Origin of the sequence: Pseudomonas sp. DL, assembly GCF_047199225.1 — a bacterium.
In the GTDB taxonomy this organism is placed as follows: Bacteria; Pseudomonadota; Gammaproteobacteria; order Pseudomonadales; family Pseudomonadaceae; genus Pseudomonas; species Pseudomonas aeruginosa.
This window is the reverse complement of the sequence record NZ_CP178323.1, coordinates 936,400-963,255: the sequence shown is the minus strand read 5'-3', so window position 1 is coordinate 963,255 and position 26,856 is coordinate 936,400. Positions and strand designations below refer to the sequence as shown.

General features: G+C 68.5%; 30 protein-coding genes and 1 riboswitch. Of the genes, 14 read left to right on the top strand and 16 right to left on the bottom strand.

Annotated elements, in window-relative coordinates; genetic code table 11:
* Positions 1-2: 2 nt before the first annotated feature.
* The 8 genes from ACI766_RS04500 to nrdR all read right to left on the bottom strand — a co-directional run bounded on the left by ACI766_RS04500 (position 3) and on the right by nrdR (position 6,361).
* A complete protein-coding gene (locus tag ACI766_RS04500; RefSeq protein ID WP_003093304.1) occupies positions 3-518 on the bottom strand; it encodes a phosphatidylglycerophosphatase A in 516 nt (171 codons plus the stop codon).
* Entirely contained in the window at positions 511-1,479 is a 969-nt protein-coding gene (thiL, locus tag ACI766_RS04495; RefSeq protein ID WP_023085933.1) for a thiamine-phosphate kinase, read from the bottom strand. Before thiL ends, ACI766_RS04500 begins: the two co-directional genes overlap by 8 nt.
* Before the next feature lie 18 nt (positions 1,480-1,497).
* Positions 1,498-1,977, bottom strand: coding sequence for a transcription antitermination factor NusB (nusB, locus tag ACI766_RS04490; RefSeq protein ID WP_003093308.1), 480 nt, complete (start codon positions 1,975-1,977; stop codon positions 1,498-1,500).
* A complete protein-coding gene (gene ribE, locus ACI766_RS04485) occupies positions 1,974-2,450 on the bottom strand; it encodes a 6,7-dimethyl-8-ribityllumazine synthase (protein ID WP_003093311.1) in 477 nt (158 codons plus the stop codon). The genes nusB and ribE overlap by 4 nt, the downstream gene beginning before the upstream one ends.
* Positions 2,451-2,567: 117 nt before the next feature.
* Positions 2,568-3,665 carry a bifunctional 3,4-dihydroxy-2-butanone-4-phosphate synthase/GTP cyclohydrolase II gene (gene ribBA / locus ACI766_RS04480; RefSeq protein WP_003454181.1) on the bottom strand — a complete coding sequence of 366 codons (1,098 nt, stop codon included), beginning with the start codon at positions 3,663-3,665 and terminating at the stop codon, positions 2,568-2,570.
* A 26-nt stretch (positions 3,666-3,691) separates the two neighbouring features.
* A complete protein-coding gene (locus ACI766_RS04475) occupies positions 3,692-4,351 on the bottom strand; it encodes a riboflavin synthase (protein WP_003093316.1) in 660 nt (219 codons plus the stop codon).
* 183 nt (positions 4,352-4,534) lie between these two features.
* Positions 4,535-4,697: riboswitch (FMN riboswitch) on the bottom strand.
* An 81-nt stretch (positions 4,698-4,778) separates the two neighbouring features.
* A complete protein-coding gene (ribD, locus tag ACI766_RS04470; protein WP_003107179.1) occupies positions 4,779-5,900 on the bottom strand; it encodes a bifunctional diaminohydroxyphosphoribosylaminopyrimidine deaminase/5-amino-6-(5-phosphoribosylamino)uracil reductase RibD in 1,122 nt (373 codons plus the stop codon).
* Positions 5,897-6,361, bottom strand: coding sequence for a transcriptional regulator NrdR (nrdR, locus tag ACI766_RS04465; RefSeq protein ID WP_003107181.1), 465 nt, complete (start codon positions 6,359-6,361; stop codon positions 5,897-5,899). Before nrdR ends, ribD begins: the two co-directional genes overlap by 4 nt.
* 185 nt (positions 6,362-6,546) lie before the next feature.
* Here nrdR and ACI766_RS04460 point away from each other — a divergent pair, with 185 nt between their 5' ends.
* From ACI766_RS04460 to trxA, 3 genes are all read left to right on the top strand, one after another.
* Positions 6,547-7,017, top strand: coding sequence for a YbaY family lipoprotein (locus tag ACI766_RS04460; RefSeq protein ID WP_003113050.1), 471 nt, complete (start codon positions 6,547-6,549; stop codon positions 7,015-7,017).
* Entirely contained in the window at positions 7,014-7,676 is a 663-nt protein-coding gene (locus ACI766_RS04455) for a class I SAM-dependent methyltransferase (RefSeq protein WP_003113049.1), read from the top strand. Before ACI766_RS04460 ends, ACI766_RS04455 begins: the two co-directional genes overlap by 4 nt.
* A gap of 71 nt (positions 7,677-7,747) precedes the next feature.
* Positions 7,748-8,617 (top strand): thioredoxin, encoded by an 870-nt coding sequence (gene trxA, locus ACI766_RS04450; protein WP_003105274.1) that lies wholly within the window; start codon positions 7,748-7,750, stop codon positions 8,615-8,617.
* A 24-nt stretch (positions 8,618-8,641) separates the two neighbouring features.
* Here trxA and ACI766_RS04445 read toward each other — a convergent pair whose 3' ends face one another.
* Positions 8,642-8,998, bottom strand: a complete 357-nt coding sequence (locus ACI766_RS04445) for a hypothetical protein (RefSeq protein WP_003105273.1) — start codon at positions 8,996-8,998, stop codon at positions 8,642-8,644.
* Positions 8,999-9,130: 132 nt separating this feature from the next.
* Here ACI766_RS04445 and ACI766_RS04440 point away from each other — a divergent pair, with 132 nt between their 5' ends.
* The 6 genes from ACI766_RS04440 (at position 9,131) to ACI766_RS04415 (ending at position 13,586) form a co-directional block, all read left to right on the top strand.
* The gene (locus ACI766_RS04440) at positions 9,131-9,703 is read left to right on the top strand and encodes a DUF2796 domain-containing protein (RefSeq protein ID WP_003105271.1); all 573 of its coding nucleotides are present in this window, start codon (positions 9,131-9,133) and stop codon (positions 9,701-9,703) included.
* 88 nt (positions 9,704-9,791) lie between these two features.
* Positions 9,792-10,496 carry an ABC transporter ATP-binding protein gene (locus ACI766_RS04435; protein ID WP_003093325.1) on the top strand — a complete coding sequence of 235 codons (705 nt, stop codon included), beginning with the start codon at positions 9,792-9,794 and terminating at the stop codon, positions 10,494-10,496.
* Positions 10,497-10,498: 2 nt separating this feature from the next.
* Positions 10,499-11,764: an ABC transporter permease gene (locus tag ACI766_RS04430; protein ID WP_023083302.1), complete on the top strand. Its 1,266-nt coding sequence runs from the start codon at positions 10,499-10,501 to the stop codon at positions 11,762-11,764.
* A 17-nt stretch (positions 11,765-11,781) separates the two neighbouring features.
* Entirely contained in the window at positions 11,782-12,300 is a 519-nt protein-coding gene (locus tag ACI766_RS04425; protein ID WP_003105266.1) for a DUF3299 domain-containing protein, read from the top strand.
* A 147-nt stretch (positions 12,301-12,447) separates the two neighbouring features.
* Positions 12,448-13,146, top strand: coding sequence for an outer membrane protein OprG (gene oprG / locus ACI766_RS04420; RefSeq protein WP_003093337.1), 699 nt, complete (start codon positions 12,448-12,450; stop codon positions 13,144-13,146).
* An 83-nt stretch (positions 13,147-13,229) separates the two neighbouring features.
* Positions 13,230-13,586, top strand: coding sequence for a SirB2 family protein (locus ACI766_RS04415; protein ID WP_003093338.1), 357 nt, complete (start codon positions 13,230-13,232; stop codon positions 13,584-13,586).
* Here the strand turns inward: ACI766_RS04415 and ACI766_RS04410 are convergent, their stop codons facing one another.
* From ACI766_RS04410 to ACI766_RS04385, 6 genes are all read right to left on the bottom strand, one after another.
* The gene (locus tag ACI766_RS04410) at positions 13,587-14,516 is read right to left on the bottom strand and encodes an NAD-dependent epimerase/dehydratase family protein (protein ID WP_003093339.1); all 930 of its coding nucleotides are present in this window, start codon (positions 14,514-14,516) and stop codon (positions 13,587-13,589) included. It lies immediately after the preceding gene.
* Entirely contained in the window at positions 14,509-15,393 is an 885-nt protein-coding gene (locus ACI766_RS04405; protein WP_003113045.1) for a dTDP-4-dehydrorhamnose reductase, read from the bottom strand. The genes ACI766_RS04410 and ACI766_RS04405 overlap by 8 nt, the downstream gene beginning before the upstream one ends.
* Before the next feature lie 268 nt (positions 15,394-15,661).
* Positions 15,662-16,612 carry a transcriptional regulator FeaR gene (gene feaR, locus ACI766_RS04400; RefSeq protein ID WP_003105262.1) on the bottom strand — a complete coding sequence of 317 codons (951 nt, stop codon included), beginning with the start codon at positions 16,610-16,612 and terminating at the stop codon, positions 15,662-15,664.
* A gap of 160 nt (positions 16,613-16,772) precedes the next feature.
* Positions 16,773-17,351 carry a DUF3156 family protein gene (locus ACI766_RS04395; RefSeq protein ID WP_003105260.1) on the bottom strand — a complete coding sequence of 193 codons (579 nt, stop codon included), beginning with the start codon at positions 17,349-17,351 and terminating at the stop codon, positions 16,773-16,775.
* Positions 17,326-18,816 (bottom strand): APC family permease, encoded by a 1,491-nt coding sequence (locus tag ACI766_RS04390; protein WP_003113044.1) that lies wholly within the window; start codon positions 18,814-18,816, stop codon positions 17,326-17,328. Before ACI766_RS04390 ends, ACI766_RS04395 begins: the two co-directional genes overlap by 26 nt.
* Positions 18,817-18,983: 167 nt before the next feature.
* A complete protein-coding gene (locus ACI766_RS04385) occupies positions 18,984-20,471 on the bottom strand; it encodes an aldehyde dehydrogenase family protein (RefSeq protein ID WP_003113043.1) in 1,488 nt (495 codons plus the stop codon).
* A 228-nt stretch (positions 20,472-20,699) separates the two neighbouring features.
* Between ACI766_RS04385 and ACI766_RS04380 the strand changes: the two genes are divergently transcribed.
* Positions 20,700-21,368, top strand: a complete 669-nt coding sequence (locus ACI766_RS04380; RefSeq protein WP_003113042.1) for a helix-turn-helix transcriptional regulator — start codon at positions 20,700-20,702, stop codon at positions 21,366-21,368.
* Here ACI766_RS04380 and ACI766_RS04375 read toward each other — a convergent pair.
* Complete coding sequence (locus ACI766_RS04375; protein WP_003113041.1) at positions 21,365-22,201, bottom strand: class I SAM-dependent methyltransferase; 837 nt, start codon at positions 22,199-22,201, stop codon at positions 21,365-21,367. The genes ACI766_RS04380 and ACI766_RS04375 overlap by 4 nt on opposite strands.
* 106 nt (positions 22,202-22,307) lie before the next feature.
* Here ACI766_RS04375 and ACI766_RS04370 point away from each other — a divergent pair, with 106 nt between their 5' ends.
* The 4 genes from ACI766_RS04370 to ACI766_RS04355 all read left to right on the top strand — a co-directional run bounded on the left by ACI766_RS04370 (position 22,308) and on the right by ACI766_RS04355 (position 26,848).
* Complete coding sequence (locus tag ACI766_RS04370; protein WP_003142991.1) at positions 22,308-22,682, top strand: hypothetical protein; 375 nt, start codon at positions 22,308-22,310, stop codon at positions 22,680-22,682.
* Positions 22,679-22,885 (top strand): helix-turn-helix transcriptional regulator, encoded by a 207-nt coding sequence (locus ACI766_RS04365; protein ID WP_003093358.1) that lies wholly within the window; start codon positions 22,679-22,681, stop codon positions 22,883-22,885. Before ACI766_RS04370 ends, ACI766_RS04365 begins: the two co-directional genes overlap by 4 nt.
* Positions 22,886-23,093: 208 nt before the next feature.
* Entirely contained in the window at positions 23,094-26,069 is a 2,976-nt protein-coding gene (locus tag ACI766_RS04360; RefSeq protein ID WP_023104648.1) for a non-ribosomal peptide synthetase, read from the top strand.
* Between the two features lie 89 nt (positions 26,070-26,158).
* Positions 26,159-26,848 (top strand): SDR family oxidoreductase, encoded by a 690-nt coding sequence (locus tag ACI766_RS04355; protein ID WP_003113039.1) that lies wholly within the window; start codon positions 26,159-26,161, stop codon positions 26,846-26,848.
* Positions 26,849-26,856 lie beyond the last annotated feature (8 nt).

The following is a 26,856-nucleotide window of genomic DNA, read 5'->3' as shown; positions in this document are numbered from 1 at the left end:
CCTCAGACCAGCCAGTGTACCCATCCCCAGACTAGACCCTGCATGACCAGCCAGGCGAATACCCCGGCCAGGACGTCGTCGAGCATGATCCCGACGCCGCCGTGCACGTTGCGGTCCACCCAACTGATCGGCCAGGGCTTGAGAATATCCACGATGCGGAACACGACGAAGCCGATCAGCAGCCACCACCAGCCCTCCGGCACCAGCCAGAGGGTTATCCACATGCCGACCATCTCGTCCCAGACGATGCCTTCGTGGTCGTGCACGCGCAGGTCGTCGGCGACCTTGCCGCACAGCCAGAAGCCGAACAGCATGGTCACTCCCAGCATCAGCCAGTAGCCCCAGTCCGGCAGCATCTGCCACAGCGGGATGAACGGGATGGCCACCAGCGACCCCCAGGTGCCCGGCGCCTTGGGCAGGGTGCCGGAGCCGAAGCCGAAGGCGAGGAAATGCCAGGGATTGCGCCAGACCGACGGCGGCACCGGCTGCGCCGGCGCCTGATCAGGATGCTCAGTCACGTTGGGTTCCGAAATGTTGGTAACCGGCCGCGGCCGGTATGAGTTCCTTTCCGTCGGCGTCGAGCAGGTGCACCCCCTGTCCCGCCTCGACCCGGCCGATGACGGCCATGGCCGGCCACGCGGCGCGAATCTCGCCAAGGTACTCAGGCGGCAGGGTGAAAACCAGCACGTAGTCGTCGCCGGCGGCCAGTTGCTGGCGCAAGGCTTCCTCGCCGGCGAGCAGGCCGCTCAACGCGGCGCTTGCCTGCAAGCGCTGGCATTCGACCAACAGGGCAACGCCGGAAGCGCGGGCGATATGCCCGCAGTCGGCGAGCAGCCCGTCGGAGATGTCCAGGGCGGCGCTGGCCTTGCCGCGCAGGGCGAGGCCCAGACCGAATTGCGGGGCCGGCGTCCAGTAGCGCGCCAGCAGCGGTTCGGCCACCTCGGCGGGCGCCGATCTTCGCTCCAGCACCAGTTCCAGCGCCGCTCCAGCCTCGCCGAGCGGGCCCCCGACGCAGAGCAGGTCGCCCGGGCGCGCACCGGCGCGGGTCAGCGCCTGGCCGGCCGGCACCCTGCCGAATACGGTCAGGGTCATGCTCAGCGGGCCGCGCGTGGTGTCGCCGCCGACCAGGGCCAGGCCGCACTGCCGGGCCATGGCGTCGAGGCCGCGGGCGAAGCCCTGCAACCACTCGGCGTCGGCCTGCGGCAAGGTCAGGGCCAGGGTGAAGGCCAGGGGCGCGGCGCCCATCGCCGCCAGGTCGCTGGCGGAGACCGCCAGGGCGCGCTGGGCAAGAAGGAAAGGGTCGCAACCGGCGGGAAAATGCACGCCTTCCACCAGGGTATCGGTGGAGACCGCCAGTTGTTCGCCGGCTGGCGGCGCCAGCAGGGCGCAGTCGTCGCCGATGCCGAGGGCCACCTCCGCCGCCGGCGCCGCGCAGGCGGCCGCGGCGAAGAAGCGGCGGATCAGCTCGAACTCACCCATGACGCCGCCGGCGCGGGATCAGCGCTTGCCGCCGCGCAGCTCGGCGGCGCGCAGGCGCGGCGCCAGCTTGTCGAGCACGCCGTTGACGAACTTGTGGCCGTCGGTGGCGCCGAAGGTCTTGGCCAGCTCGATGCCCTCGTTGATCACTACCTTGTAGGGCACGTCGATGCGGTTGCGCAGCTCGTAGGTGGACAGCCGCAGGATGGCCAGCTCGACCGGGTCGATCTCGGCCAGCGGGCGGTCCAGGCAGGGCTCGAAGGTGGAGTCCAGCTCGCTCTTCTGTCGCGGCACGCCGTGCAGGATCTCGTGGAAGTAGGCGCCGTCGACCTCGGAGAAGTCGTTGTCGGTGCGGAACTGCGCCTCGATCTCGTGCAGGGGCTGGCCGGCGATCTGCCAGGAGTACAGGGCCTGGACGGCCAGGCTGCGGGCCTTGCGGCGAGCGGCGGTCTTGCCTTTCGGCGGCTTGGCTGCCGGGTTGCCGCTGTCTTGATTGCTCACTTGGCCTCCAACTGCGCCAGCAGGCTGACCATTTCCAGGGCCGACAGCGCGGCTTCGGCGCCCTTGTTGCCGGCCTTGGTGCCGGAGCGCTCGATGGCCTGCTCGATGGAGTCGACGGTGAGGACGCCGAAGGCGACCGGGATGCCGAACTGCAGGGACACCTGGGCCAGGCCCTTGGTGCACTCGCCAGCCACGTATTCGAAGTGCGGGGTGCCGCCACGGATCACCGCGCCGAGGGCGATGATGGCGTCGAAGCCGCCTTGCTGGGCGACCTTCTGGGTCACCAGCGGGATCTCGAAGGCACCCGGGGCGCGGATGATGGTGATCTCGCTTTCAGCCACGCCGTGGCGGACCAGGGCGTCGACGGCGCCGCTGACCAGGCTTTCCACGACGAAGCTGTTGAAGCGGCCGACCACCAGGGCGTAGCGGCCTTTGGGGGCAATGAAGGTACCTTCGATGGTCTTCAGGGTCATGAGCAGGTCTCATCTGTTAAAGAGCCGGGACGCCGTTGCGCCCCGAGCGAAAAGGGTCGAAAGGTCCGTCCAGCATAGCGCCCACCGCGATCTTGCACGCGGCGGGCGGGACAGGCCTTATTCGGCGGGCAGGTATTCTACAACTTCCAGGTCGAAACCGGATATCGCATTGAAGCGCATCGGCGCACTCAGCAGGCGCATCTTGCGCACGCCGAGGTCGCGCAGGATCTGCGAACCGGCACCGACGGTGCTGTAGGTGGTGGTGGCCTTGGGCGCCGGAGCCGGCGCCGAAGCGATCTCGCGGACATGGGCGAGCAGGTCGTCGCCGCCGATCTGGTGACCGAGCAGCAGCACCACGCCGCTGCCCGCCTCGGCGACCCTGGTCATCGCCGCGCGCAGGCTCCAGCGGCCCGGCTGGTTGACCTGCAGCAGGTCGCGCAGCGGGTCCATGTTATGCACGCGGACCAGGGTCGGCTCTTCCGCGCAGACCTTGCCGAGGGTCAGCGCCAGGTGCACGTCGCCCTCCACCGAGTCGCGGTAGGTGATCAGGTTGAAGTGGCCCAGTTCGCTGTCGAGCGGCTGCTCGGCGATGCGCTCGACGGTGCGCTCGTGGATCAGCCGGTAGTGGATCAGGTCGGCGATGGTGCCGATCTTGATCCCGTGCTCGGCGGCGAACGCCTCCAGTTCGGGCCGGCGAGCCATGCTGCCGTCGTCGTTCATCACCTCGCAGATCACCCCGGACGGCTCGAACCCGGCCATCCGCGCCAGGTCGCAGGCCGCCTCGGTGTGCCCGGCGCGAGCCAGGGTACCGCCCGGCTGGGCCATCAGCGGGAAGATGTGGCCGGGGCTGACGATGTCGGCGGCCACGGCGTTCTTCGCCGCCGCAGCCTGCACGGTGCGGGCGCGGTCCGCGGCGGAGATGCCGGTGGTGACGCCCTCGGCGGCCTCGATGGAGACAGTGAACTTGGTGCCGAAGCCGGAGCCGTTGCGCTGCACCATCAGCGGCAGGCCGAGGCGCTCGCAACGCTCGCGGGTCATCGGCATGCAGACCAGGCCGCGGGCATGCTTGACCATGAAGTTGATGTCTTCGGTGCGGACGCATTCGGCGGCCATGATCAGGTCGCCTTCGTTCTCGCGGTCCTCGTCATCCATCAGGATGACCATCTTGCCTTGGCGGATGTCTTCGATCAGTTCGTCGATCGTGTTGAGTGCCATGGGCACCCCCTTATGCAATTCGTGGGTTACTTGAGAAAACCGTTCTCGGCGAGAAACGCTTCGCTGATGCCGGAGGCGCTGGGCTCGGCGGCCTTGTCGCCAAGCAGCAGGCGCTCCAGGTAACGGGCCAGCAGGTCGACCTCGAGGTTGACCCGGCGTCCGGGCTGGTACTCGGCCATGATGGTTTCGCTGAGCGTATGCGGGACGATGGTCAGCTCGAACTCCGCGCCGTTCACCGCGTTCACCGTGAGGCTGGTGCCGTCGACGGTGATCGAGCCCTTGTGCGCGATGTACCTGGCCAGTTCGCGCGGGGCCCGCACGGTGAACTGGATGGCGCGGGCGTTCTCCTCGCGCTTGAGCACCTCGCCGACGCCGTCGACGTGGCCGCTCACCAGGTGTCCGCCGAGGCGGGTGGTCGGCGTCAGGGCCTTTTCCAGGTTCACCCGGCTGCCCACCTTCAGGTGCTGGAAGGCGGTGCGCGCCAGGCTCTCGCGGCTGACGTCGGCCCAGAAGCCATCGCCGGGCAGTTCCACCGCGGTCAGGCAGACGCCGTTGACCGCGATGCTGTCGCCGAGCTTGACGTCGCCCAGGTCGAGCTTGCCGGTGGCGATGTAGACCCGCAGGTCGCCGCCCTTGGGCGTCATTGCGCGGACGCTGCCGATCGACTCGATTATGCCGGTGAACATGCGACCTCCCGTTTTTCCGCCGCACAGGCGCGCAGCATGGCCGGCGCGACGCCGAGCGGCCTGCGTGCCATAGCGCGGGTATTCCAAGATGAAGACATATGACGAACTCCTGTTTCGTGAAAAACAGGGCTTTTTGGATCGAAGGGGATCTTGCGGGCGCACAGGGTACGCCCAGGCAGGCAATCCCGTTCTCTCTTTATCCGGACTATGACCGTCGGCCCCGGAATCGCACCGGGTCTGCTGACCTTGTCGTCCGGCGGTGGCCGGTCCGGCAAGCGCTCGCGGGCTAGGCGCCTTGCGCGCCATTACCGCCGGTGGGGACTTTCACCCCGCCCTGAGAACGTTACGGCCACCGAGATGGCCGTGTGGCGTTTTACCACAGTTGCGCCGCTTGTGCATCGTCCGCCGCGTCGCCGCGCAGCGAAGTTCAGGCGTCCCGCGGATGGGGCCGCGCGGTGACCAGCCAGTCGTCGCCCACCGCGCGGATGTCGTCGATCCGCAACTGCGCCGCATCGGCCATCCGCGCCAGCGGCCAGTCGAGCAAAGGACGGGCGCTGGAGCCGAGGAACTTCGGCGCGACGAACAGCCGGTACTCATCCACCAGCCCCAGCCGGGCGAAGGCGCCGGCCAGACGCGGGCCGGCCTCCACCAGCACTTCGTTGGCGCCGCGCGCCGCCAGTTCCAGGAGCAGCTTGTGCAAATCGACGTGGCCCTCGGCGGAGGGCAGCGCCAGCAGTTCGTGGCCGGCGTCCTGGAAGCGTTCGCGCGCCGAGGCGGCGGCGCAGGTCGCCACCAGCGCCGGACCGGCCTGGTAGAACGCCGACTCCAGCGGCACCCGCAGGCGCCCGTCGACCAGCACCCGCAACGGCTGGCGAGCCGCGGCGAGCGCGGTAAGCTCGGCGTTCAGGCCCAGTTCGTCGGGGCGTACGTTGAGCCGCGCATCGTCCGCCAGCAGCGTATCGGCGCCGGACAACACCACGCTGGAGCGAGCGCGCAAGCGCTGCACCGCCGAACGCGCGGAGGGCCCGGTGATCCACTGGCTTTCCCCGCTGGCCATGGCGGTGCGCCCGTCCAGGCTCATCGCCAGCTTGACCCGGACGAACGGCAGGCCATGTTCCATGCGCTTGATGAAACCGATGTTGAGTTCCCGCGCCTCGGCCTCGAGGACGCCGCTCTGCACCGCGATGCCGGCCTGCATCAGACGCAGCAGGCCGCGACCGGCGACCTCGGGGTTGGGATCCTGCATCGCCGCGACCACCCGCGCCACCCCGGCGCCCACCAGCGCATCGGCGCACGGCGGGGTGCGGCCGAAGTGGCTGCAGGGCTCGAGGGTCACGTAGGCGGTGGCGCCGCGTGCATTCTCGCCGGCCTGGCGCAGGGCATGGACCTCGGCGTGCGGCTCGCCGGCGCGGACGTGCCAGCCCTCGCCGACCACCTGGCCGTCCTTGACCAGCACGCAGCCGACGCGCGGATTCGGATGGGTGGAGTACAGCCCCTGGCGCGCCAGTTCCAGGGCGCGGGCCATGTACAGCGGGTCGGCGGCGTTCATTCCTTGGCCGGCTCGCGGGCGAGGCGTTCGATCTCCTCGCGGAATTCGTTGAGGTCCTGGAAGCGCCGGTAGACCGAGGCGAAACGGATGTAGGCGACTTCGTCGAGCTTCTGCAGCTCGGCCATCACCAGTTCGCCCAGCACCCGCGACTTGATCTCGCGCTCGCCGGTGGCGCGCAACTGGTGCTTGATGTGGCCGATGGCCGCTTCCAGGCGCTCGACGCTGACCGGACGCTTCTCCAGGGCGCGCTGCATGCCGGCGCGCAGCTTGTCCTCGTCGAACGGCTGGCGGCTGCCGTCCTGCTTGATCAGGCGCGGCATGACCAGCTCGGCGGTCTCGAAGGTGGTGAAGCGTTCGCCGCAGGCCAGGCACTCGCGGCGCCGGCGCACCTGATCGCCCTCGGCGACCAGTCGCGAGTCAATCACTTTGGTGTCATGGGCACCGCAGAAGGGACAATGCATGGTGCTGATACAGGCGTAGCTGAAGGAAGCCGCATGGTAGCGCATCCGCGCCCGACCGAGCACCCGCAGAATCGACCGGCGCCGGCACGCTGGGAAAGGCGAGAGGAATCGGACGTTGCGGCCTACGCGAAGCGCGACAAGAATCACACTTTGCGCTATACAAGCGCCGCCCGGATTCCACCGCTATGGAGCAGCCCATGACCCTGCGCCCGATCGCCCTGCTGGCCGTCCTTCTCCTCGCCGCTTGTTCCAGCGACAAGCCGAAGCCTGCGCCAACGCCGCAAGCTTCGCGCAGCGTGACCATGGTCGAGCCGGTGCTACCGGCCCACCTGCGCGAGCTGAGCGGAACGCTGAGCAGCATCCAGGGCAGCCTGCCACGCGGCAGCGAGGTGCAGATGGCACTGCTGGTGATCGACGAGCGCGACCGTCCACAGCGGCTGCTGGCCAGCGAGACGGTGCTGGCCACCGGCGAACTCATGCCCTTCCGCCTGCCGTTCAACCCCGAATCCTTCCCGCCGGCCGGTGGCGCGCTGCGCGTCGAACTGCACGCGCGGGTGATCCAGTCCGGCCAGTTGGCCTGGCGCCTGCATCCGTTGCGGATCGCCCAGCCGACCACCCAGTCCCTCGGCGAACTGCGCCTGGTACGCGCGCCGTGACGGCACCGCAAGCCCTGACCCAGGCGCTGGGCGAGCTGCTCGGCGACGCCCGGCTCAGCGCCACCGCGCTGCCCGGCACCGACCTGCGCCTGTGGCTGATCGACGCGCAGAACATGGACCGCCAGTTCAGCCCGGAGGAAACCCGCCGCATCCTCGAAGAGCCGCCGTACTGGTGCTTCTGCTGGGCCAGCGGGCTGGTCCTGGCGCGCTGGCTGGCGGCGCGCCCGCAGTGGGTCCGCGACAAGCGCGTGCTGGACTTCGGCAGCGGCTCCGGGGTGGCGGCGATCGCCGCGGCCCGCGCCGGCGCCGCCGAGGTGGTGGCTTGCGACCTGGATCCCCTGGCGCTGGCAGCGAGCCGGGCGAACGCCGAACTGAACGGAGTGGAGCTGAGCTATTCGGCGGACTTCTTCGCCGAGGACGATCGCTTCGACCTGATCCTGGTGGCCGACGTGCTCTACGACCGCGCCAACCTGCCGCTGCTCGACCAGTTCCTCAGCCGCGGCCGCCAGGCGCTGGTCGCCGACTCGCGGGTCCGTGACTTCCGTCATCCGCTGTACCGACGCCTGGACGTGCTCGAAGCCTGTACCTGGCCGGACCTCGCCGAGCCCGCCGAATTCCGCCTGGTCAGCCTGTATCACGCCGAACGCGGGCAAGCCTGAGGCACGGGCTTGTTTGCGCGCGGCGCGCCCCCACTTATAGTGGTCACCACCTTGCGTTTCCGAGAATCGACATGAGCGATACGCCCTACATCTTCGACGTCACCGGCGCCAACTTCGAGCAGCTGGTCATCGAGAACTCGTTCCACAAGCCGGTCCTGGTGGACTTCTGGGCCGACTGGTGCGCCCCGTGCAAGGCGCTGATGCCACTGCTGGCGCAGATCGCCGAGTCCTACCAGGGCGAATTGCTGCTGGCCAAGGTCAACTGCGACGTCGAGCAGGACATCGTGATGCGCTTCGGCATCCGCAGCCTGCCGACCGTGGTCCTGTTCAAGGATGGCCAGCCGGTCGACGGTTTCGCCGGCGCCCAGCCCGAATCGCAGATCCGCGCCCTGCTCGAACCCCATGTGAAAGCACCGGCGCTGCCCGACGAAGACCCGCTGGAAGTGGCCCAGGCGCTGTTCGCCGAAGGCCGCATCGGCGACGCCGAAGCGACCCTGAAAGCCCTGCTGGCGGAGAACAACGAGAACGCCGCGGCGCTGATCCTCTACGCCCGCTGCCTGGCCGAGCGCGGCGAACTGGAAGAGGCGCAGGCCATCCTCGACGCGGTGAAGAGCGACGAGCACAAGCAGGCCCTGGCCGGCGCCCGCGCGCAGCTGACCTTCCTGCGCCAGGCTGCCGACCTGCCCGACAGCGCAGAGCTGAAGAGCCGCCTGGCGGCCGATGCCGGCGACGACGAGGCAGCCTACCAGTTGGCCGTCCAGCAGCTCGCCCGGCAGCAGTACGAGGCGGCCCTGGACGGACTGCTCAAGCTGTTCCTGCGCAACCGCGGCTACCAGGACGACCTGCCGCGCAAGACCCTGGTGCAGGTCTTCGACCTGCTTGGCAACGACCACCCGCTGGTCACCGCCTACCGCCGCAAGCTGTACCAGGCGCTCTACTGAGTCGCCGAGCCCCGTCCGCGGGGCTCAGTCCTCCAGCCAGACGAACACCTGGGTGCCGTCGACCACCTCGACCTTGACCCGGGCGTCGTGCCGCAGGCGCACCAGCAGTTGCTTGGCGGCGCCGGCATTGCCGCTGAACCCCTCCAACTCCGCCAGCAACTGCGGCCCCTCGATCCGCCCGCTGCCGCGCAGCAGGTCCTGGGCGGTCTGCCATAGGCGATCCACCGGCGCTGCCGGCGCCGGCGCCCTGGCCGCCGCGACCTGCGGCTCGCCCAGCGGCGGCGGGGGCACGTGTTGCGCCAGCTGGCGCCAATCCTCGGCGTCCAGTTCCAGGGTCAGGTCCACCGGCCAGTCGCCGATGCTTCCGCGAATCCGCACCATCTCGTTTCTCCACAAGCGAATCGCGCCATGCTCCCACGTCGGCGCGTAGGGGCCAAATCGGCCAGGCTAGGCAGGCGGAAAAATTCGTTATAACGTAACAAACTCTTTTCCTTCCTTGCCGGAGTCCCGTTCATGCGCCCACTGCTGTTAGCCCTCGTCTTGCTGCCGTTCGCCGCCCAGGCCCATGACGACCACGACCATGACCACGCCCATGGCAGCCTGGGCAAGCACGAGCACGGCGTCGCCCAGTTGAACGTGGCGCTGGACGGCAAGACCCTCGAACTGGAGCTGGACAGCCCGGCGATGAACCTGGTCGGTTTCGAACACGCCGCCAGCACCGACGCGGACAAGGCCGCCGTGGCCAAGGCCCGCGCGCAGCTGGAAAAACCGCTGGAGCTGTTCGCCCTGCCGGTCACCGCCGGCTGCTCGGTGGCCAGCCAGGAACTGCGGAGTCCGCTGTTCGGCGACAAGGCGCCGGCCCACGCGCACAAGGAGAAGGCAGGCCACGAACACGAACACGGTCATGCCGATATCCACGCCCATTACCAGCTCAGTTGCGAGAAGCCCGAGCTGCTCAAGCTGCTGACCCTCGCCGAGTTCTTCAAGCGCTTCCCCGCCACCCAGAAAATTCAGGTACAACTGATCGGTCCCGACGGCCAGAAAGGCGCCGACCTGGCTCCGGCCAGCGCCGAGCTGAAGCTGTAGGATCGTTCCGGAGGCGCCGCGAGGGATTCGGCGCGGCGCCCCTCCATCCATTCTCGAGGCTCCGGCGGAGCGTTCCGCCCCTACCCCCATGAGCGCACTGATCACCCTGACCAACCTCGGCTTCGCCTGGCCCGGCCAGGCGGAGTTGCTGGACATTCCCAGCTTCCATCTCGAACGCGGCGAGAGCCTGTTCCTCAAGGGGCCTTCCGGCAGCGGCAAGACCACCCTGCTCGGCCTCCTCGGCGGCGTGCAGAAGCCCGGCCGCGGCAGCATCCGCCTGCTCGGCGAGGACCTGGAAAAGCTGTCCGCCGCGCGCCGCGACCATTTCCGCGTCGACCACACCGGCTACATCTTCCAGCAGTTCAACCTGCTGCCATTCCTCTCGGTACGCGAGAACGTCGAGCTGCCCTGTCACTTTTCCGCGTTGCGCCGTCAGCGCGCCCGCGAACGCCACGGTAGCCCGGCGCAGGCCGCCAGCCATCTGCTCGGCCAGCTCGGCCTCGGCGGCGAACTGCACGAACGCCGCGCCGACAGCCTGTCCATCGGCCAGCAGCAGCGGGTCGCCGCCGCCCGCGCGCTGATCGGCCAGCCGGAGCTGGTGATCGCCGACGAGCCGACCTCGGCGCTCGACGCCGACAGCCGCGAGGCGTTTCTCCAGTTGCTCTTCGCCGAATGCCGCGAGGCCGGCGCCAGCCTGCTGTTCGTCAGCCACGACCAGAGCCTGGCCGGGCTGTTCGACCGCAGCCTGTCCCTTTCCGATCTCAACCGCGCCGCCCGGCCGGCAGGACTCTGAGCATGTATCTCTTCCGACTGGCACTGGCCAGCCTGGCCAACCGCCGCTTCACCGCCCTGCTGACGATCTTCGCCATCGCCCTCTCCGCCTGCCTGCTGCTGGCGGTGGAGCGGGTCCGCACCGAGGCCAAGGCCAGCTTCGCCAGTACCATCTCCGGATCCGACCTGATCGTCGGCGCGCGCTCCGGCTCGGTGAACCTGCTGCTCTACTCGGTATTCCGCATCGGCAACGCGACCAACAACATCCGCTGGGACAGCTACCGGCACTTCGCCGAAAACCCGCGGGTGAAGTGGGCGATCCCGATCTCCCTCGGCGACTCGCACCGCGGCTACCGGGTAATGGGTACCGATGCCGGCTATTTCGAGCACTACCGCTACGGCCGCGGCCAGGAACTGCAACTGGCCGAGGGCCGCGCCTTCGGCCAGGACCTGTTCGACGTGGTGCTCGGCGCCGAGGTGGCCGAAGCCCTGCACTACAGGCTCGGCGAGAAGATCGTGCTGGCCCATGGGGTGAGCACGGTGAGCCTGGTCAAGCACGACGACAAGCCGTTCACCGTGGTCGGCATCCTCCAGCGCACCGGTACCCCGGTGGATCGCACCCTGCACATATCCCTCGCCGGCATGGAGGCGCTGCACGTCGACTGGCGCAACGGGGTGCCGGCGATGGGCGCCGGGCGCGTCAGTGCCGAGCAGGCGCGGCACATGGACCTGCAACCACAGGCGATCACCGCGTTCCTGGTCGGCCTGAAGAGCAAGGTGGCGACCTTCGCCCTGCAACGCGAGGTCAACGACTATCCCGGCGAACCGCTGATGGCGATCCTCCCCGGTGTCGCCCTGCAGGAACTGTGGGGCCTGATGGGCACCGCCGAGAAGGCACTGTTCGTGGTCTCGCTGTTCGTCGTCCTCACCGGCCTGATCGGCATGCTCACGGCGATCCTCACCAGCCTCAACGAGCGCCGCCGGGAGATGGCCATCCTGCGCTCGGTGGGCGCGCGCCCCTGGCACATCTTCGGCCTGCTGCTGGCCGAGGCCTTCAGCCTGGCGCTGGCCGGCGTCGCCCTCGGCCTGGGCCTGCTCTACCTCGGCATCGCCGCCAGCCAGGGCTACGTCCAGGCCAACTACGGCATCTACCTGCCGCTGGCCTGGCCGAGCGACTATGAGTGGAGCCTGCTCGGGGCTATCCTGGCGGCCGCCGTGCTGATCGGCTGCGTGCCGGCCTGGCGCGCCTACCGCCAGTCCCTGGCCGATGGCCTGTCGATCCGCCTATGACCCGGAGATATTCCCCGATGCTGCGCTCCCTGACCGTCCTCCTGCTGGCTTTCGCCCTGCTCCTGGGCAGTGCCGTGGCGCGCGCCGCGCCGCGCGAACTGACCTGGTCGCAACTGATCCCGGCCGGCGCCCCGCCCGCCCCGGCGCCGCTGCCGATCCACGACCTCGCCAACGCCCTCAGCGAAGCCGGTCCGGCGGCCAGCCAGCAGAGCCCCAACGCCCCGGTGGTGAAGGCACTGGACGGCATCGAGGCCAAGCTGCCGGGCTACATCGTGCCGCTGGAAATCAGCGAGGCCGGGCTGGTCACCGAGTTCCTCCTGGTCCCCTACTACGGCGCCTGCATCCACGTACCGCCGCCGCCGTCGAACCAGATCGTCTACGTGAAGACCGCCAAGGGCGTGCAGATGGACGAGTTGTACCAGCCATTCTGGGTCGAGGGCACCTTCAAGGTGGAGAACGCCAGCAGCGAGCTGGCGGCGGCCGGCTACCGCATGCAGGCGAGCAAGGTGACGCCCTACGAATACGAAGGTGGCTGAACGACATGCGACAATCCGCCGCGCCATTTACGTTGCGGCGGTCACATTTGCTCCTAGGATTGATTGAGCTGTGTCAAGGAAGGCAACTGTTAGCTGGCTGACCATTAGCAGCACCAACACTTTCTAATACAAGGAATGGAGCTCATCATGCGTAAGTCCTGGCTTACCGCTTCCCTGCTGGCCCTCACCGTCGCCTCCCCGTTCGCCGCTGCGGATATTCAAGGACACAAGGCCGGTGACTTCATCATCCGTGGCGGCTTCGCCACCGTCGATCCCGACGACAGCAGTTCCGACATCAAGCTGGACGGCGCCAAGCAGCGCGGTACCAAGGCGACTGTCGACAGCGACACCCAGCTCGGCCTGACCTTCACCTACATGTTCGCCGACAAGTGGGGCGTGGAACTGGTCGCCGCCACTCCGTTCAACCACCAGGTCGACGTCAAGGGCCTCGGCCCGGGCCTGGACGGCAAGTTGGCCGACATCAAGCAACTGCCGCCGACCCTGCTGCTCCAGTACTACCCCATGGGCGGTACCAACAGCGCCTTCCAGCCCTACGGCGGCCTGGGCGTGAACTACACCACCTTCTTCGACGAAGACCTCGCCAGCAACCGCAAGGCGCAGGGTTTCAGCAGCATGAAGCTGCAGGACTCCTGGGGCCTGGCCGGCGAACTGGGCTTCGACTACATGCTCAACGAGCACGCGCTGTTCAACATGGCCGTCTGGTACATGGACATCGACACCAAGGCCAGCATCAACGGCCCGAGCGCCCTGGGCGTGAACAAGACCAAGGTCGACGTGGACGTCGATCCGTGGGTCTACATGATCGGTTTCGGCTACAAGTTCTGAGTCGTAGACTGTCGCGGGGCTTGCGCCCCCAACGGGAAAAGGCGCCTTCGGGCGCCTTTTTTCATCCTGCGGAAACGGACCCCATGTACCTCTGGCTGAAGACCCTGCACATCACCTTCGCCCTCAGCAGCGCCGCCCTGTTCGTCTGGCGCCTGGCCTGGAACTGGTCGGGGCGCAAGGCCAGCGGCATCCGCCGCTGGGGACCGCACCTGGTGGACACCCTGCTGCTGCTCAGCGCGCTCGGCCTGGTGCACCTGGCGATGCCCTGGCCGCTGCCGCTCTGGCTGCTGGCGAAGCTGGGGCTGTTGCTGGGCTACATCGTCTGCGCGGCGTTCGCCCTGCGGATGGCGCGGGGCCCCGGCAAGGGCCTGCTCAGCGTCCTCAGCCTCACCCTGCTGGGCGGGATCTTCTACCTGGCGCTGAACAAGCCCTGGTGGTGATCAGCGTCCGAGCAGGCGCGCCAGGCCCACGCCCATCGGCGTCGGCTGGTCGAAGCGGAAACGCCGCAGCAGGCGCTCGTTGTTCGCCCGCGAATGCCTGATGTCACCGGCTCGCGCGTCGGCGTGGGTCACCGGCGGCAGGCCACCGAGCACCTGGCCGATCTCTGCCAGCAACTGCTTCAGGCTGATGCTGCGATTCAGGCCGACGTTCACCGCCCCGGGTTCCACCGCCGTCGCCTCCAGCGCCTGGACCAGGAAATCGACCAGGTCGGCGACGTAGATGAAGTCGCGGGTCTGCTCGCCGTCGCCGAACACGGTGATCGGCGTCCCCTTCAGGGCGCGCTCGGTGAATATGCTGATCACCCCGGAATAGGGCGAGGACGGGTCCTGGCGTGGCCCGTAGACGTTGAAGAAGCGGAAGATCGCCGGTTCCAGCCCATGCTGGCGGCGATAGAAATCGAGGTAGTACTCGCTGGCCAGCTTGTCCGACGCGTAGGGCGTCAGCGGCGACTTCGGGGTGTCTTCGTCGATCGCCGTGCCTTCGCCGTTCTGCCCGTAGACCGCTGCGCTGGAAGCGAACACCACGCGCTTCACGCCCTGCTCGCGCATCGCTTCGCAGAGGTTCAGGGTGGCGATGAAATTGCTCTGGTGGGTGGCGACCGGGTCGTCCACCGAGGCCTGTACCGAGGCGACCGCGGCCAGGTGGGCGACCGCCGCGCAGCCCTTCAGGGCGGCCGCCAGGGTCGCCGCGTCGGCGGCGTCGCCTTCGAGCAGCTCTACCCGTTCGTCGTCCAGGGGCAGGTTGTCGCGCTTGCCGGTGGACAGGTTGTCCAGCACACGCACGCGGTAGCCGCGCGCCAGCAGCGCGTCGGTCAGGTGGGAGCCGATGAAACCGGCGCCGCCGGTGATCAGGATGGGGCGTTCAAACATGCCTGTAGTACCTGTCCAATAGAGCCGGCAAACCTGCGCGCCAGGCGCGCGGCTTGATGCCGAAGGTGTGGAGGATCTTCTTGCAGACCATCACCGCGTGCTGCGGCTCGTCGAGCGCGTCCGGGCGCGCGGCATGGGCCTCCGCCGAAGGCTCCTGGATCAGGTTGGAGCGATAGGTACGCGCCTCGTTGAGGATCACCTGTCCCAGCGCCAGGGTGGTGGTCGCTTCCAGTCCGCCGTAGTGGTAGGTGCCCCACAGCGGCGCCTGGCAGTCGAGCTGCTTGAGCACCGAGAGCACCACCCGCGCGGCGTCGTCCACCGGCGTCGGGTTGCCGCGCCGGTCGTCGGCGAGGAACAGCGGCTGCGGTTGCTCGGCGCGGCTGAGGAAACGTCCCAGCAAGCCGTTCGGGCTTTCGTCCAGCAGCCAGCCGAAGCGGATCAGCACATGTCGCGGGCAGGCCGCGCGCACGCTCTGCTCCATGCGCCAGAGCGCCTGGCCACGCAGGCCCAGCGGAAGGGTCTCGTCCTTCTCGCTGTAGGCGGTGGCGCGGGCGCCGTCGAAGACCCGGTAGCTGGACGGCTGGACCAGCAGGATCTCGTAGTGCTGGCAGAGCTCCGCGAGGCGCTCGACGGCGCGCTCCTGGGCGCCCAGGCGCTCCGCCTCGACCTGCTCGGCCTGGAACCAGTCGTGGTAGAAGGCGAGGTTGATCACCGCGTCGGGGCGCGTTTCGTCCAGCAGGGTGGTGAGGCTGGCGGCATCCCAGCCCTGCTCGGGTGGTCTGGGCGCGAGGAAACCGATGTCTTCCTCCGCCCCTAGGCGGATCAGCGCCTGTCCAAGGGCATTACCGCCGCCCAAAAGCATCAGGCGCATTCGCATGGTGTAGGGGGGCACTCGAAATCTGATAGTGAATAGCGACGCGGCGCACGCCCCAAGGCAATGACATCCTGCGCCTCGCTGGCGACATGAAAGGTGCGGGCATCGGGTGCTGCTTGTCGCGGCAGGTACCCCGGACAGCGCCGCCGTTATTTTCATGCAACCTGACACGCCGCATTCTTGCTGTGCCTCCGGTGAAGCGTCAAGCATTCACCGGGCCAGCTCCGCCTGCGGCGCGGATCGGCGGGACGAATGGCAGCGCGCGGCGGCGTCAGGCCGGTAGCGCGCCGGCCCGATAGTCCTTGGGCGAAACCTCGAACTGCTTCTTGAACGCCCGGCTGAAATGCGCCGAGTCGCTGAAACCCCACTTGAAGGCGATGGAGGTGATCGATTCGCCGCGCAGCCGTGGGTTGCCGAGGTCGGCGGCGCTGCGGCTGAGGCGCTGGCGGAGAATGTAGCGGCAGACGCTGTCGCCCTGCTCCTCGAACAACCGGTACAACTGGCGCACCGAGATGCGCAGGCGGCCGGCGAGCATGTCCGGACTCAGGCGCGGCTCCTGCAGGGATTGCTCGATCAGACGCTCCGCGTGCCGGCGCAGACTGTAGCCATAGAGCCCGGCCAGCGGTCCCTCCAATTCCTCGCCGGCGTGCTGTAGCGCCGGCCCGAGCAGGGCGATCAGCGCCTCCTGCAACGCCCCGCCCTCGTCCGCCACCGCCCACGGCTGCAGTTCTCCGGCGCACACCTGCTGCACCAGCAGGCTCAGCAGGCGACCGCTGGCGCAGTTCGGCGAGAGTTTGCCGAAGGCCCGCTGGCTGGGTGGCAGGTGCCGGCATACCTCTTCGCGGGAGAGATGGAACGAGGTGTGTTCGATGAGTCCGTGGGGAATGATCTCGCAGCCGCCCGCGGAGTCCATCAGCGCCATTTCCCCTGGCGCCAGCTCTATGCTGTCCCCACCCTGGCGCAGTTGCGCATGGCCGCTGCGCTGGACGACCAGGAAGCAGTGGCGGTCGTCGTCATGATCGGCATGGGTGGCCTGGCGGGCGATGCGCCCTGCGTTGGTGCGGATCTGCGCCAACTCCAGACCGCCAAGGTCCTGCCGCGAGATATCGCCGATGAACAGCGTCCGGTTCAGCGCGGGCTGCGATTCGAAGCGCCCGCAGACCTGGCGCAACGCCTGGTTCCAGGCTTCGAAGCTGTTGTGTGCGGAAGACAGGGTATGCACCGGGCACCTCCTGACGGCAACGGCCATCGTTATTGTTGTATGGCGCGGCAATTACCGAGCCACGCAGCGCTGCCGTTATGATTAACATGTTATCGATATACCCACAAGCTAGCGCAAATGGACCGGCGGATACGCATCCGGGAGAGCCGGCAAGGGCCGTTCAGGCGGGAGAAAGCAGGCGCTGCAATTGGGCGAAGGCGCCCAGCAGGGCCAGGCGCTGCTCGGCGACCAGAGGGATGTAGCGGCGATAGGCGGGGAAGCGGTTGACCACCTCGCACGCCCCCAGGTGTTCCAGGCTCACGGTCCAGCCCCTGTCGTCGCGGCAGAGGCGCAAACTCCGGAAGTCCAGCGGCATGAGCTGCTCCAGCAAGACCCGGTCGCCCCCCTGCAAGGCCTCCCGCAACGGCTCGAGCCCGCTCCCGCTGCGTACCTTGCAAAGGATGCCGCGACGCCGCAAACAACCGGCGTGACGCAGCTCCAGGCTGGCCGGCGGCCCCCCGGGCGCCGCCACGAACAGGCTGAACTCAGTGCTGACGATATGCATGAACAGGTGCGCCTGGACCCGCTCGCGAACCTCGAGGCTCAGCTCTTTCGTACGCAGCAACAGCCTGCCGTCCTGCGCCTCGCCGTCGCACGCAGCCAGGTTGCGCCGCACCAGGGCCAGGGTGGCTCCGGGGCGATAGGCGGCTGGCCGCCAGTCGCGCCAGTGACGCTCATACCAGCGCGCCCAGGCGGACATGCGCCCTCTCCCGCTGCTGCTGGTCCTCTTCGGCGAATTCCTTCTCCAGCACCTCTTCCACCGCCAGCGGACGGAACGGATTCACCCGCTGTACGCACAGGGTCCAGAACAGGGCGTAGGCGGCCGCCAGGCCGAGCATCAGGGCGAACGGCAGGTAGATGTCGACGGGGTTCATCCCCGGCGGCGTGATGTAGAACATCCCCAGCAGGATTCCGGCGCTGGAGAATAGCTGCGGCAACGGGAACAGCGGCGAGCGGTAGGCGCGCGGCAGGTCCGGGCGACGGATGCGCAGCAGCACCACGGAGAGGGTCACCAGCAGGTAGGCGGTGCCCCAGGCGCAGACCGCAGCCAGGACCAGGTGGATGATCCCTTCGCTGTCGCCGCCCAGCCACCAGGCGTGCAGGCAGGGAATCGCCGCTGCCACGGCGATGCACAGCAACGGTGTCTTGAAGCGCGGGTGCAGGTAGGTGAAGGCCTTCGGCAAGGCGCCATCCAGCGCCATCCCGTAGAGAATCCGCGGCAGGCCGGCCATCAGGGTGTTGATGGTGGCGGCCCCGGCGAACAGCAGGCCCACGCCCAGCCAGATGCGTCCGAACGGTCCCATCACCTGCTCGGCGAATCGCGGGATCGCCATCGGCGTCTCCAGCAGGTGCAGGCCGCCGCCGAGGTCGAGGTTTTCCACCTGCCGGCGCATCGCCGCGCCATAGAGGAACATGCAGCAGGCCACCCCGATCAACCCCAGGGCCATCGCCCGCGGCAGGGTCCGCGAAGCGTGGCGCACCTCCGGCGCCAGCGGCGTGACGAATTCGCAACCGACGAACATGAACATCGCCATGCCCACCAGCGACAGCAGGGTCGGCAGGTCGTCGCCGACCATCGAGGCCCCGAACCAGCCCTGCAACTCCACCGCGGGCAGGCGCAACAGGCCGGCCACGGCGAAGATCATCAGGGTGCTCCACATGCCGAAGGTGAGGATCACTTCGGCGCGACCGAAGGCGGTGATCCCCAGCGCATTCAGCAGGCCGAAGCAGAGCACCATGCCGACGCCCACCAGCCAGGCGCTGCCGCCCGGCTCGGTGAGGGTATTCAGCGACTCGAAGTTGACCAGCGCCATGGTGCCGCTGAGCATGGTCTCGGCGGTGCCGGCGAACACATGGACGATCAGGTAGGCCGACAGCGTGCCGGTGATCGCGAAGAAGCGCCCGAGGCCGCACGACAGGTAGTCGTAGACCGAGCCACGGGTCGGCAGCAGGCAGGCGGCCTCGGCGAAGGTGGTGGATTGCGCCAGCATCAGCAGCAGCGCCACCAGCATCGCCACGGCGAAGGTTCCGCCGCCCAGGCCGAAGCCGGTGGTGGCGGTGAGGATCACCGGGCTGGCCATGATCAACCCGACCGAACTGGCCAGGGCGGTGGGGAAACCAACCCGCCCGCGGAGCAGGTGCTGGGTGAGTCTGGAGTTGGACATCGACGTATCCTCGACGGCAGCGTTGCTGTTGTTGTTCTTGCGTCAGGCCCTGCGGGACGCGCCGGCGTCCCGTACGCTCCGCCGGCAGGCGAGGCGTGTCGCACAAAAGGCTGCCGCGGAGGGCAGCGAAAGAGCCGAACGAATCGGCTCCCCCCGATTCATCGATATCAGTAGGCGATGCACACCGACTTGTTCTCGGTGTACGCCTCGATCGCCGCATGGCCCATCTCGCGTCCGATGCCGGACTGCTTGAAGCCGCCGAACGGCATCGACGGGTCGAGCAGGTTGTGGGCGTTCACCCATACCGTGCCGGCCTTGATCCTGGGTACCAGGTCCATGACCTGGCGCAGGTCGTTGGACCAGATGCTCGCACCGAGCCCGTAGATGCTGTCGTTGGCCAGGCGCACCGCTTCGTCGAGATCGTCGAAGGGCGTCGCCACCAGCACCGGCCCGAAGATTTCCTCGCGCACCACCTGCATCCCCGGGGTGACGTCGGCAAGGATCGTCGGCTGCACGTAGAACCCCGTCTCGCCCTGGCGCGCCCCACCGCAGACCACGCTGGCGCCCTCGGCCACCCCGCTTTCGATCATCCCCAGCACCCGCTCCTGCTGCCTGGCCGAGACCAGCGGGTTGATCTGCGTGGTCGGATCCAGGCCGGGGCCGATGCTCAGGTCGCCGGCGATGGCCGCCAGGCGCTCCAGCACCTGGTCGAAACGCTTGCGCTGCACATAGAGGCGCGAGCCAGCGGTGCAGACCTGCCCCTGGTTGAAGAAGATCGCGCCGGCGGAACCGGCGGCAGCCATGTCCAGGCTGGTGTCATCGAGGATGATCACCGGGGATTTGCCGCCGAGTTCGAGGGAAAAACGCGTCATGTTCTCCACCGCCGCATGCCCGATCAGCTTGCCCACCGGGGTCGAGCCGGTGAACGCCAGCTTGTCGATGCCCGGGTGCGCCGCCAGTGCCGCGCCGGCCTCGGCGCCCGTGCCGGTGACGATGTTCACCACTCCTGGCGGAATCCCCGCCTCCAGGCACAACTGGCCGAGGCGCAGGGCGGTCAGCGGGGTTTCGTCGGCCGGCTTGAGGACCACGGTGCAGCCGCAGGCCAGGGCCGGGACGATCTTCCAGATCGCCATCAGCAGGGGGAAATTCCACGGCACGATGGCTCCGACCACGCCCACCGGCTCCGGCACCGTGTAGGCCCGGTAGCGCGCGCCTGGGACCGCGGCGATCGACAGGTCGAGGCTGCGACCCTCGATCTTGGTCGCCCAGCCGGCCATGTAGCGGATGAACTCCACCGAGGCGCCGACCTCCAGGGCCCGCGACAGGTTGATCGACTTGCCGTTGTTCAGGGTTTCCAACTGCGCCAGTTGCTCGCCATGCGCCTCGATCCGTTCCGCCAGTCGCAGCAGCAGGCGCTCGCGATCGGCCGGGCGCTGGCCTGCCCAGTTGCCTTCGAACGCACGCCGCGCGGCGGCGACCGCCCGATCGACGTCTTCGGCGCCGGCGCGGGCCACGCGCGCCAGCTCGGCACCGGTCGCCGGGTCGTACAGCGGCATGTCGGCGCCGGAACGCGCCGGCCCGGACTCACCGTCGATCAGCAGGCCATGGGGACTGCGCAAGAAGGCGCTGACGGACGGGTCGATGGCAATACTCATGTGTGCTCCTCGGCTTGGCGACGGCGCTGCGTCATGCATGCGCCTACTACCCGGGAATACTCTGGACCCGCCGCTCCCCCGCTCGCTTGCTCCAGCCTGCCGGGTTTCTTGCCGCTGCCTGCCAAGCCAGGCAGAGAGAGACAAGACGGCGCGCCGGGGCATGGACATTCTGCCCGGCAGGCGGGACAGTGGACGTCCCGCCGCCTCGTCCCTCGGGAGTCCCGCGCCATGCCTTCGACCCTGTCGCCCGACCTCGGCCCGCGCTGCATGCAGGCCTTCACCCAGGTGGTACCGGCCAGCCTGTGCGTGTTCTATCGCATCGACGAGGACTGCCGCGCACACGATTTCCAGCTCCTGCGGATGCCGGCCGGCATGCACCGCGACTACCTGCGCCACTACCGCGACTACGATCCGCTGCAGCCGCGCCACTGCCTGGCCAGCGCTTCGCCGGTGGTGCCGCTGCGCCAGGGCATCGCCCGCCAGCCCGCGGAGGACAGCGCACTGTACCAGGGCTTCCTGCGACGCCACGGGATCTGCGACGTGGTCGAGGTGCTGGCGCATGCGCATCAGCGTCCGGTCGCGGCCCTGTCGTTGCTGCGCGACGCCCGCCTAGGGGCCTTCTCCGACCAGGAGCTGCGACAGTTGCGCGCCCTGCATGGCCTGATGGAGCTGGCGGCGCAGGCATGCGCCACGCCAACGGCCAGCGCCGAGCGCCTGCAAGGCCTGACACCGAGGGAACGGGAGATCGCCCTGCTGCTGCGCGACGGCGTCAGCAACAAATGCCTGGCACAGTGCCTCGGACTCGGCCTGCCGACGGTGAAGACCCACCTGCTCAACCTGTTCCGCAAGACCGGCGCGCGCAGCCGCACCGAGCTGGTGAAGCGACTCTTCCTCTAGCCGCGCGCGGCCTGGGGGCTGCGCGCCTCCAGCCAGAAGAGGAACTGCCGCACCGCCAGCGGCTTGCCGCTCTCGTGCAGGCCGCGCAGGCGCTCGCGGTGGCGCCTGAAGGAAAAACCGGGAAATACCCAGGGCAGGTTCAACAGGTACCAGGCCAGGGCGCCGACATCGGCGAAGTGCAACACCTCCCAACCTTCGCCGCCTGCCACCGGCGGCAACTCCGCGGCCTCCAGCTGGGCCCGGGCGAAACCCAGGTTCCAGTGCGGCGCCTCCGGCGTCGGCGCCGGTTCGCCGAGCAACGCATAGAACTCGCGGTTGAAGTCGCCGGCCACCTGCTGGGTGAGGAAACAGCCGCCGGGCGCCAGCACCCGCCGGACCTCCGATGGCAGATAGGACTCGTGGCGGTTGCCGACCAGGTCGAAGGTGCCATCGGCGAACGGCAACGCCCCGCCGCCATCGCCCTCCCGGCCCTGGCGATGGTTGTCCGGCGCGCCCTCCACCTCGACCACGCGGATGCCCAAGGGCTCCAGACGACCCCGGGCAATCTCCAGGTTGGGCGCCCAGCCCTCGGTAGCCACGGTGAGCGGCGGGCGATACGGCAGCCGGCTCAACCATTCGCCGCCGCCGGTGCCCATGTCCAGCAGGCTGGCGGCGGCCCGGCAGCGCTCCAGCATGCGCCCCGGGAAATCCCATGGCGGCGGTTCCAGGCGGATGCGTCCGCCATAGTCGTATTCCCAGCCGCGCATCGGTGTGCGGCCGGCTTCCGCCAGCAGCGCGTCGAATTCGTCGCCCGTCGCCATTTCGCCGTTCTCCCAGAGACCGCCCGCTACCATCCCCGAGTCTCCTCGCCAAGGCAAGCCCATAGAGAATGTAAAGCTTGCTTGACAAAGAAGAGCATTCCGGCCAATGTAAAGCCCCCTTTACATGGACGGTTCAACCATGACCCACAAACGTTTCTTCCTCGAACTGCTTCTCGCGCTGGTCGGCTATGCCGCTGCCGTTCTGATCAGCGGCCAGTTGCTGGCAGGCACGGAACCGGGCGCCGGCCGGGTCTTCCTCGCCCTGCTGCCGGTGCCACCGATGGTCGCCCTGGCGCTGGTGGTGATCCGTTACCTGCGGCGCCTCGACGAAATGGCCCGGCGCATCCATCTCGAAGCCCTCGCCCTGGCCTTCGTCGGCACCGCCCTGCTCACCTTCGCCTACGGTTTCCTCGAAACCACCGGCTTTCCGAAACTCTCGATGTTCTTCGTCTGGCCCCTGATGGGCGCGTTCTGGGTCATCGGCTGCGTCCTGGGACTGAGGCGCTACGCATGAGGAACCGCGTTCGCGAGTTGCGCGCGGAGCGCGGTTGGTCACAGGCGGAGCTGGCCGGAAAGCTGGAGGTATCGCGGCAGACGGTGAACGCCATCGAAACCGGCCGCTACGATCCAAGCCTGCCCTTGGCGTTCAAGCTCGCCCGGGTGTTCGGACTGGCCATAGAAGCGATCTTCGACGACCGGGAAGGCCAGCTGGACTGAGTCCGGTCCCGCTTCCGAAAACTTCCGGGGCGCCCCTGGCGACCCCGGCGGCAAGCCCCCTTACCCTGTACCAAATGGCAGTTGCCGCATTTCCCCTCGGGGCTAGCCTTGGACCAGGCCTATCGCCAGCCTTCCCCCTGGTCCCCGCTCGATACGCTGAAAAACCACGGATAACGTCTTTTCCACCGGCAAGACAGGAGTCTCAGCCATGTCGAAAGATTCTGTTCTTGGCTTATTCAGGCAACACGCAGATACCCATCCCGAACGCCCCGCCCTCGTCGATCGCGAGCGCTCGTTCAGCTACCGCGAACTCGACCGGCTCAGCGACCGGCTGGCCGCCCACCTGGCCAGGCGCGGCGTCGCCCGGGGCGAGCTGCTGCCCCTGCTGGCCGAACGCTCGGCCGAACTGGTCATCGCCATCCTGGCGGCCGCCAAGTGCGCAGCGGCCTACGTACCGGTGGACCGTCGGCAACCCGACAGGCGCAAGCGGGAAATCCTCCGCCAGTGCCAGGCCCCCTTGGCCCTCGCCACCCAGGCCGAGGACCTGCCGGGGCAACCGGTGGAGGCCATCGCACAGGCGCTCGCGACGAGTGCGGCGGGTGCCGCGCCGAGACCGGCGCTCGACGGCAGCGAAGCGCTGTATGTGATCTTCACCTCGGGCACCACCGGCGAACCCAAGGGCGTGGTGATCGAGAGTCGCTCCCTGGCCAACCTCGTGGGCTGGCACAACCGGCGCTTCAATATGGATCAACGGAGCCGCACCACCCTGATGGCCGGCGTCGGCTTCGACGTTTCCCAATGGGAAATCTGGTCCACCCTGTGCGCAGGCGCCTGCCTCCACCTGGTGCCCGACGAGGTGCGCCCAGACCCGGCGGCGCTGCTGGCATTCTTCGCCGAGCAGCGGATCAGCCACGCCTTCGCGCCTACCGTGATGGTGCCCGCGCTGGCGGAGCAGCCCGCCCCGCCGTCGCTGGCGCTGCGCTACCTGTTCTGCGCCGGGGAAAAACTGCCGCCGGTCGCAACCGGCGGGCTGCCCTATACCGTGGTGGATTACTACGGCCCGACCGAGGCCACGGTCTTCGCCACCTGCCGCATCGTCGACGCCGAAGCACATCGGCGACCCGCCTCGATCGGCACGCCCATCGACGGCTGCGAGGCATTCATCCTCGACGCCGACGACCGGACTTGCCATGGCGACCGACCCGGTGAACTGAACCTGGCGGGCGTCTGCCTGGCGCGCGAATACCTGCGCGACCCGGACATGACCGCCAGGCGCTTCCACTACTCGCAGGCACTGCGGCGTCGGCTCTACCGCACCGGCGACAAGGCCCGCTGGTTGGCCGATGGCAGCCTGCAGTTCCTCGGTCGGCTGGACGACCAGGTGAAGATCCGCGGCCACCGCGTCGAACTCGGCGACGTCGAGGCCGCGCTGTTGCGCCAGCCGGCTATCCACGGCGCGGTGGTGCTGGCGCATGCCGACCCACGCTCCGGTAGCCAGCAATTGAGCGCCTTCGTGGTCCCCCGCCAGCAGGACGGCGATGCCAGGGCCGTGCTCGCCGCCATCAAGACCGCACTGCGCCAGGAACTGCCCGACTACATGCTGCCCAGCCGCTACCTGTCGCTGGACAGCCTGCCGACCACGGTCAACGGCAAGATCGACCGCCAGGCCCTGCGTCGACACCTGGACGAACAATGCCAGGAACGACTCGACGAGCAACGCTTCGGCACCCCCGGCGAACTGCAAGTGGCCCTGTCCTGGCAGGAAGTGCTGGGGCATACCGACTTCGGCCTGGACGACAGCTTCTTCGAGGTCGGCGGCCATTCCCTGCTGGCCGCCGCCCTGGTGCGCGAATTGAGCCGACGCTTCGGCAACCGTGCCTACATCCACGACATCTACCGCACCCCGAGCGTGCGCCAACTGGCGGCCAGCCTGGCGCGGCGCGCCGGCGAAGCGCCGCCGGCGCTGGACAGCGAACCGGCCCAGGAGCTGCAACGGGACGTGCGCCTGCCCGCCGACGTGGATTTCAGCCGCCCCATGGACACCGCCCAATTGCTGGCGCCACGGCACATCCTGCTCACCGGCGCCAGCGGGCTGATGGGCGCCCACCTGCTCGCCGAGCTGCTGGCCAGCCGCGAGGCCGACCTGCATTGTCCGGTCCGTGCGCAAAACGACGCCCATGCCCTCGAACGCCTGCGCCAGGCCGCCCGGCAGCACCGCATCGAACTCGCCGAGACGGACTGGCGACGGGTCAGGGCCTACGCCGCCGACCTCGCAGAACCAGGTTTCGGACTACCGGCGGAAACCTATCGCGAGCTGGCCGGCAGCGTCGACCAGGTCTTCCATTCCGCCAGCGCGGTGAACTTCATCCAGCCATACAGCTACATGAAGCGCGACAACGTCGAGGGGCTCGGCCAGGTCCTGCGCTTCTGCGCCAGCGGCCGCTGCAAGCCGCTGATGCTGCTGTCGAGCATCTCGGTGTACAGCTGGGGCCACCTGCATACCGGCAAGCGCCTGATGCGCGAGGACGACGACATCGACCAGAACCTGCCGGCGGTGGTCACCGACATGGGCTACGTGCGCAGCAAATGGGTGATGGAAAAGATCGCCGACCTCGCCGCCGAACGCGGCCTGCCGCTGATGACCTTCCGCCTCGGCTACGCCACCTGCCACAGCCGTACCGGCGCCTACGCCGACTACCAGTGGTGGAGCCGGCTGGCGCGGACCTGCCTGGAGTACCGGGCCGTGCCGCTCCTGCGCGAGCTGCGCGAGGGCCTGACCACGGTGGACTACATGGTAGAGGCGATCAGCGTCATCGCCCGCCAGCCTTCGGCGCTGGGCAAGAAATTCAACCTGGTGCCGAGCATTCCGCGCTGCCTGACCCTGGACGAGTTCTTCGGCCGTCTCGGGCGACGCGCCGGGCGTCCCCTTCGGCAGATGCCGTTCGACGACTGGGTAAGTCTCTGGGAAGACAATCGCGACGCCCCGCTCTATCCCCTGCTGAGCATGTTCCGCGACAACATGTACGCCGGCCGCAGCACCGTCGAGTTGTACCAGGACACCTATCTCTGGGACTGCACCAACGTCGAGGAACACCTGCGCGGGAGCGCCGTGCGCGAGCCGGAGTTCGACGACCGCCTGCTCGACCTGTACCTCGCCGGCCTGGGCGGCAGCGCCATGCGGTAAGGTCGAGGCCGCCGCGGCCGGTCGCCGCGGCGGTTACCGCAGCGGGACGCGCTTGGGTATCCTGTCCGCTTTATCGCCCGGAGAACCTCATGCACAACGTTCTGATCGTCGGCGCCTCGCGCGGCATCGGCCTGGGACTGGCGGATGCCTTCCTGCAACGCGGCGCACAGGTATTCGCCGTCGCCCGGCGACCGCAAGGCTCTCCCGGGCTACAGGCACTGGCGGAGCGGGCCGGGGAGCGCTTGCAAGCGGTGACCGGCGACCTCAACCAACACGATTGCGCCGAACGCATTGGCGAGATGCTGGGCGAGCGGCGGATCGATCGCCTGATCGTCAACGCCGGCATCTACGGCCCGCAGCAACAGGATGTGGCGGAAATCGACGCCGAGCAGACCGCCCAGCTATTCCTGACCAACGCCATCGCGCCGCTGCGCCTGGCCAGGGCACTGTCCGGCCGGGTTAGCCGGGGTGGCGTGGTGGCGTTCATGAGTTCGCAGATGGCCAGCCTGGCGCTGGGCCTGTCGGCCACGATGCCGCTCTACGGCGCCAGCAAGGCGGCGCTGAACAGCCTGGTACGCAGCTGGGAGGGCGAGTTCGAGGAGTTGCCGTTCAGCCTGTTGCTCCTGCATCCCGGCTGGGTGCGTACCGAAATGGGCGGCGACAGCGCGCCGCTGAGCGTCGAGGAAAGCGCCGCCGGACTGGTCGCGGCGGTGGAGGATGCCGCGGGCGTGAATGCCTGTCGCTTCGTCGATTATCGGAACCAGCCGCTGCCCTGGTGAAGCGGGCC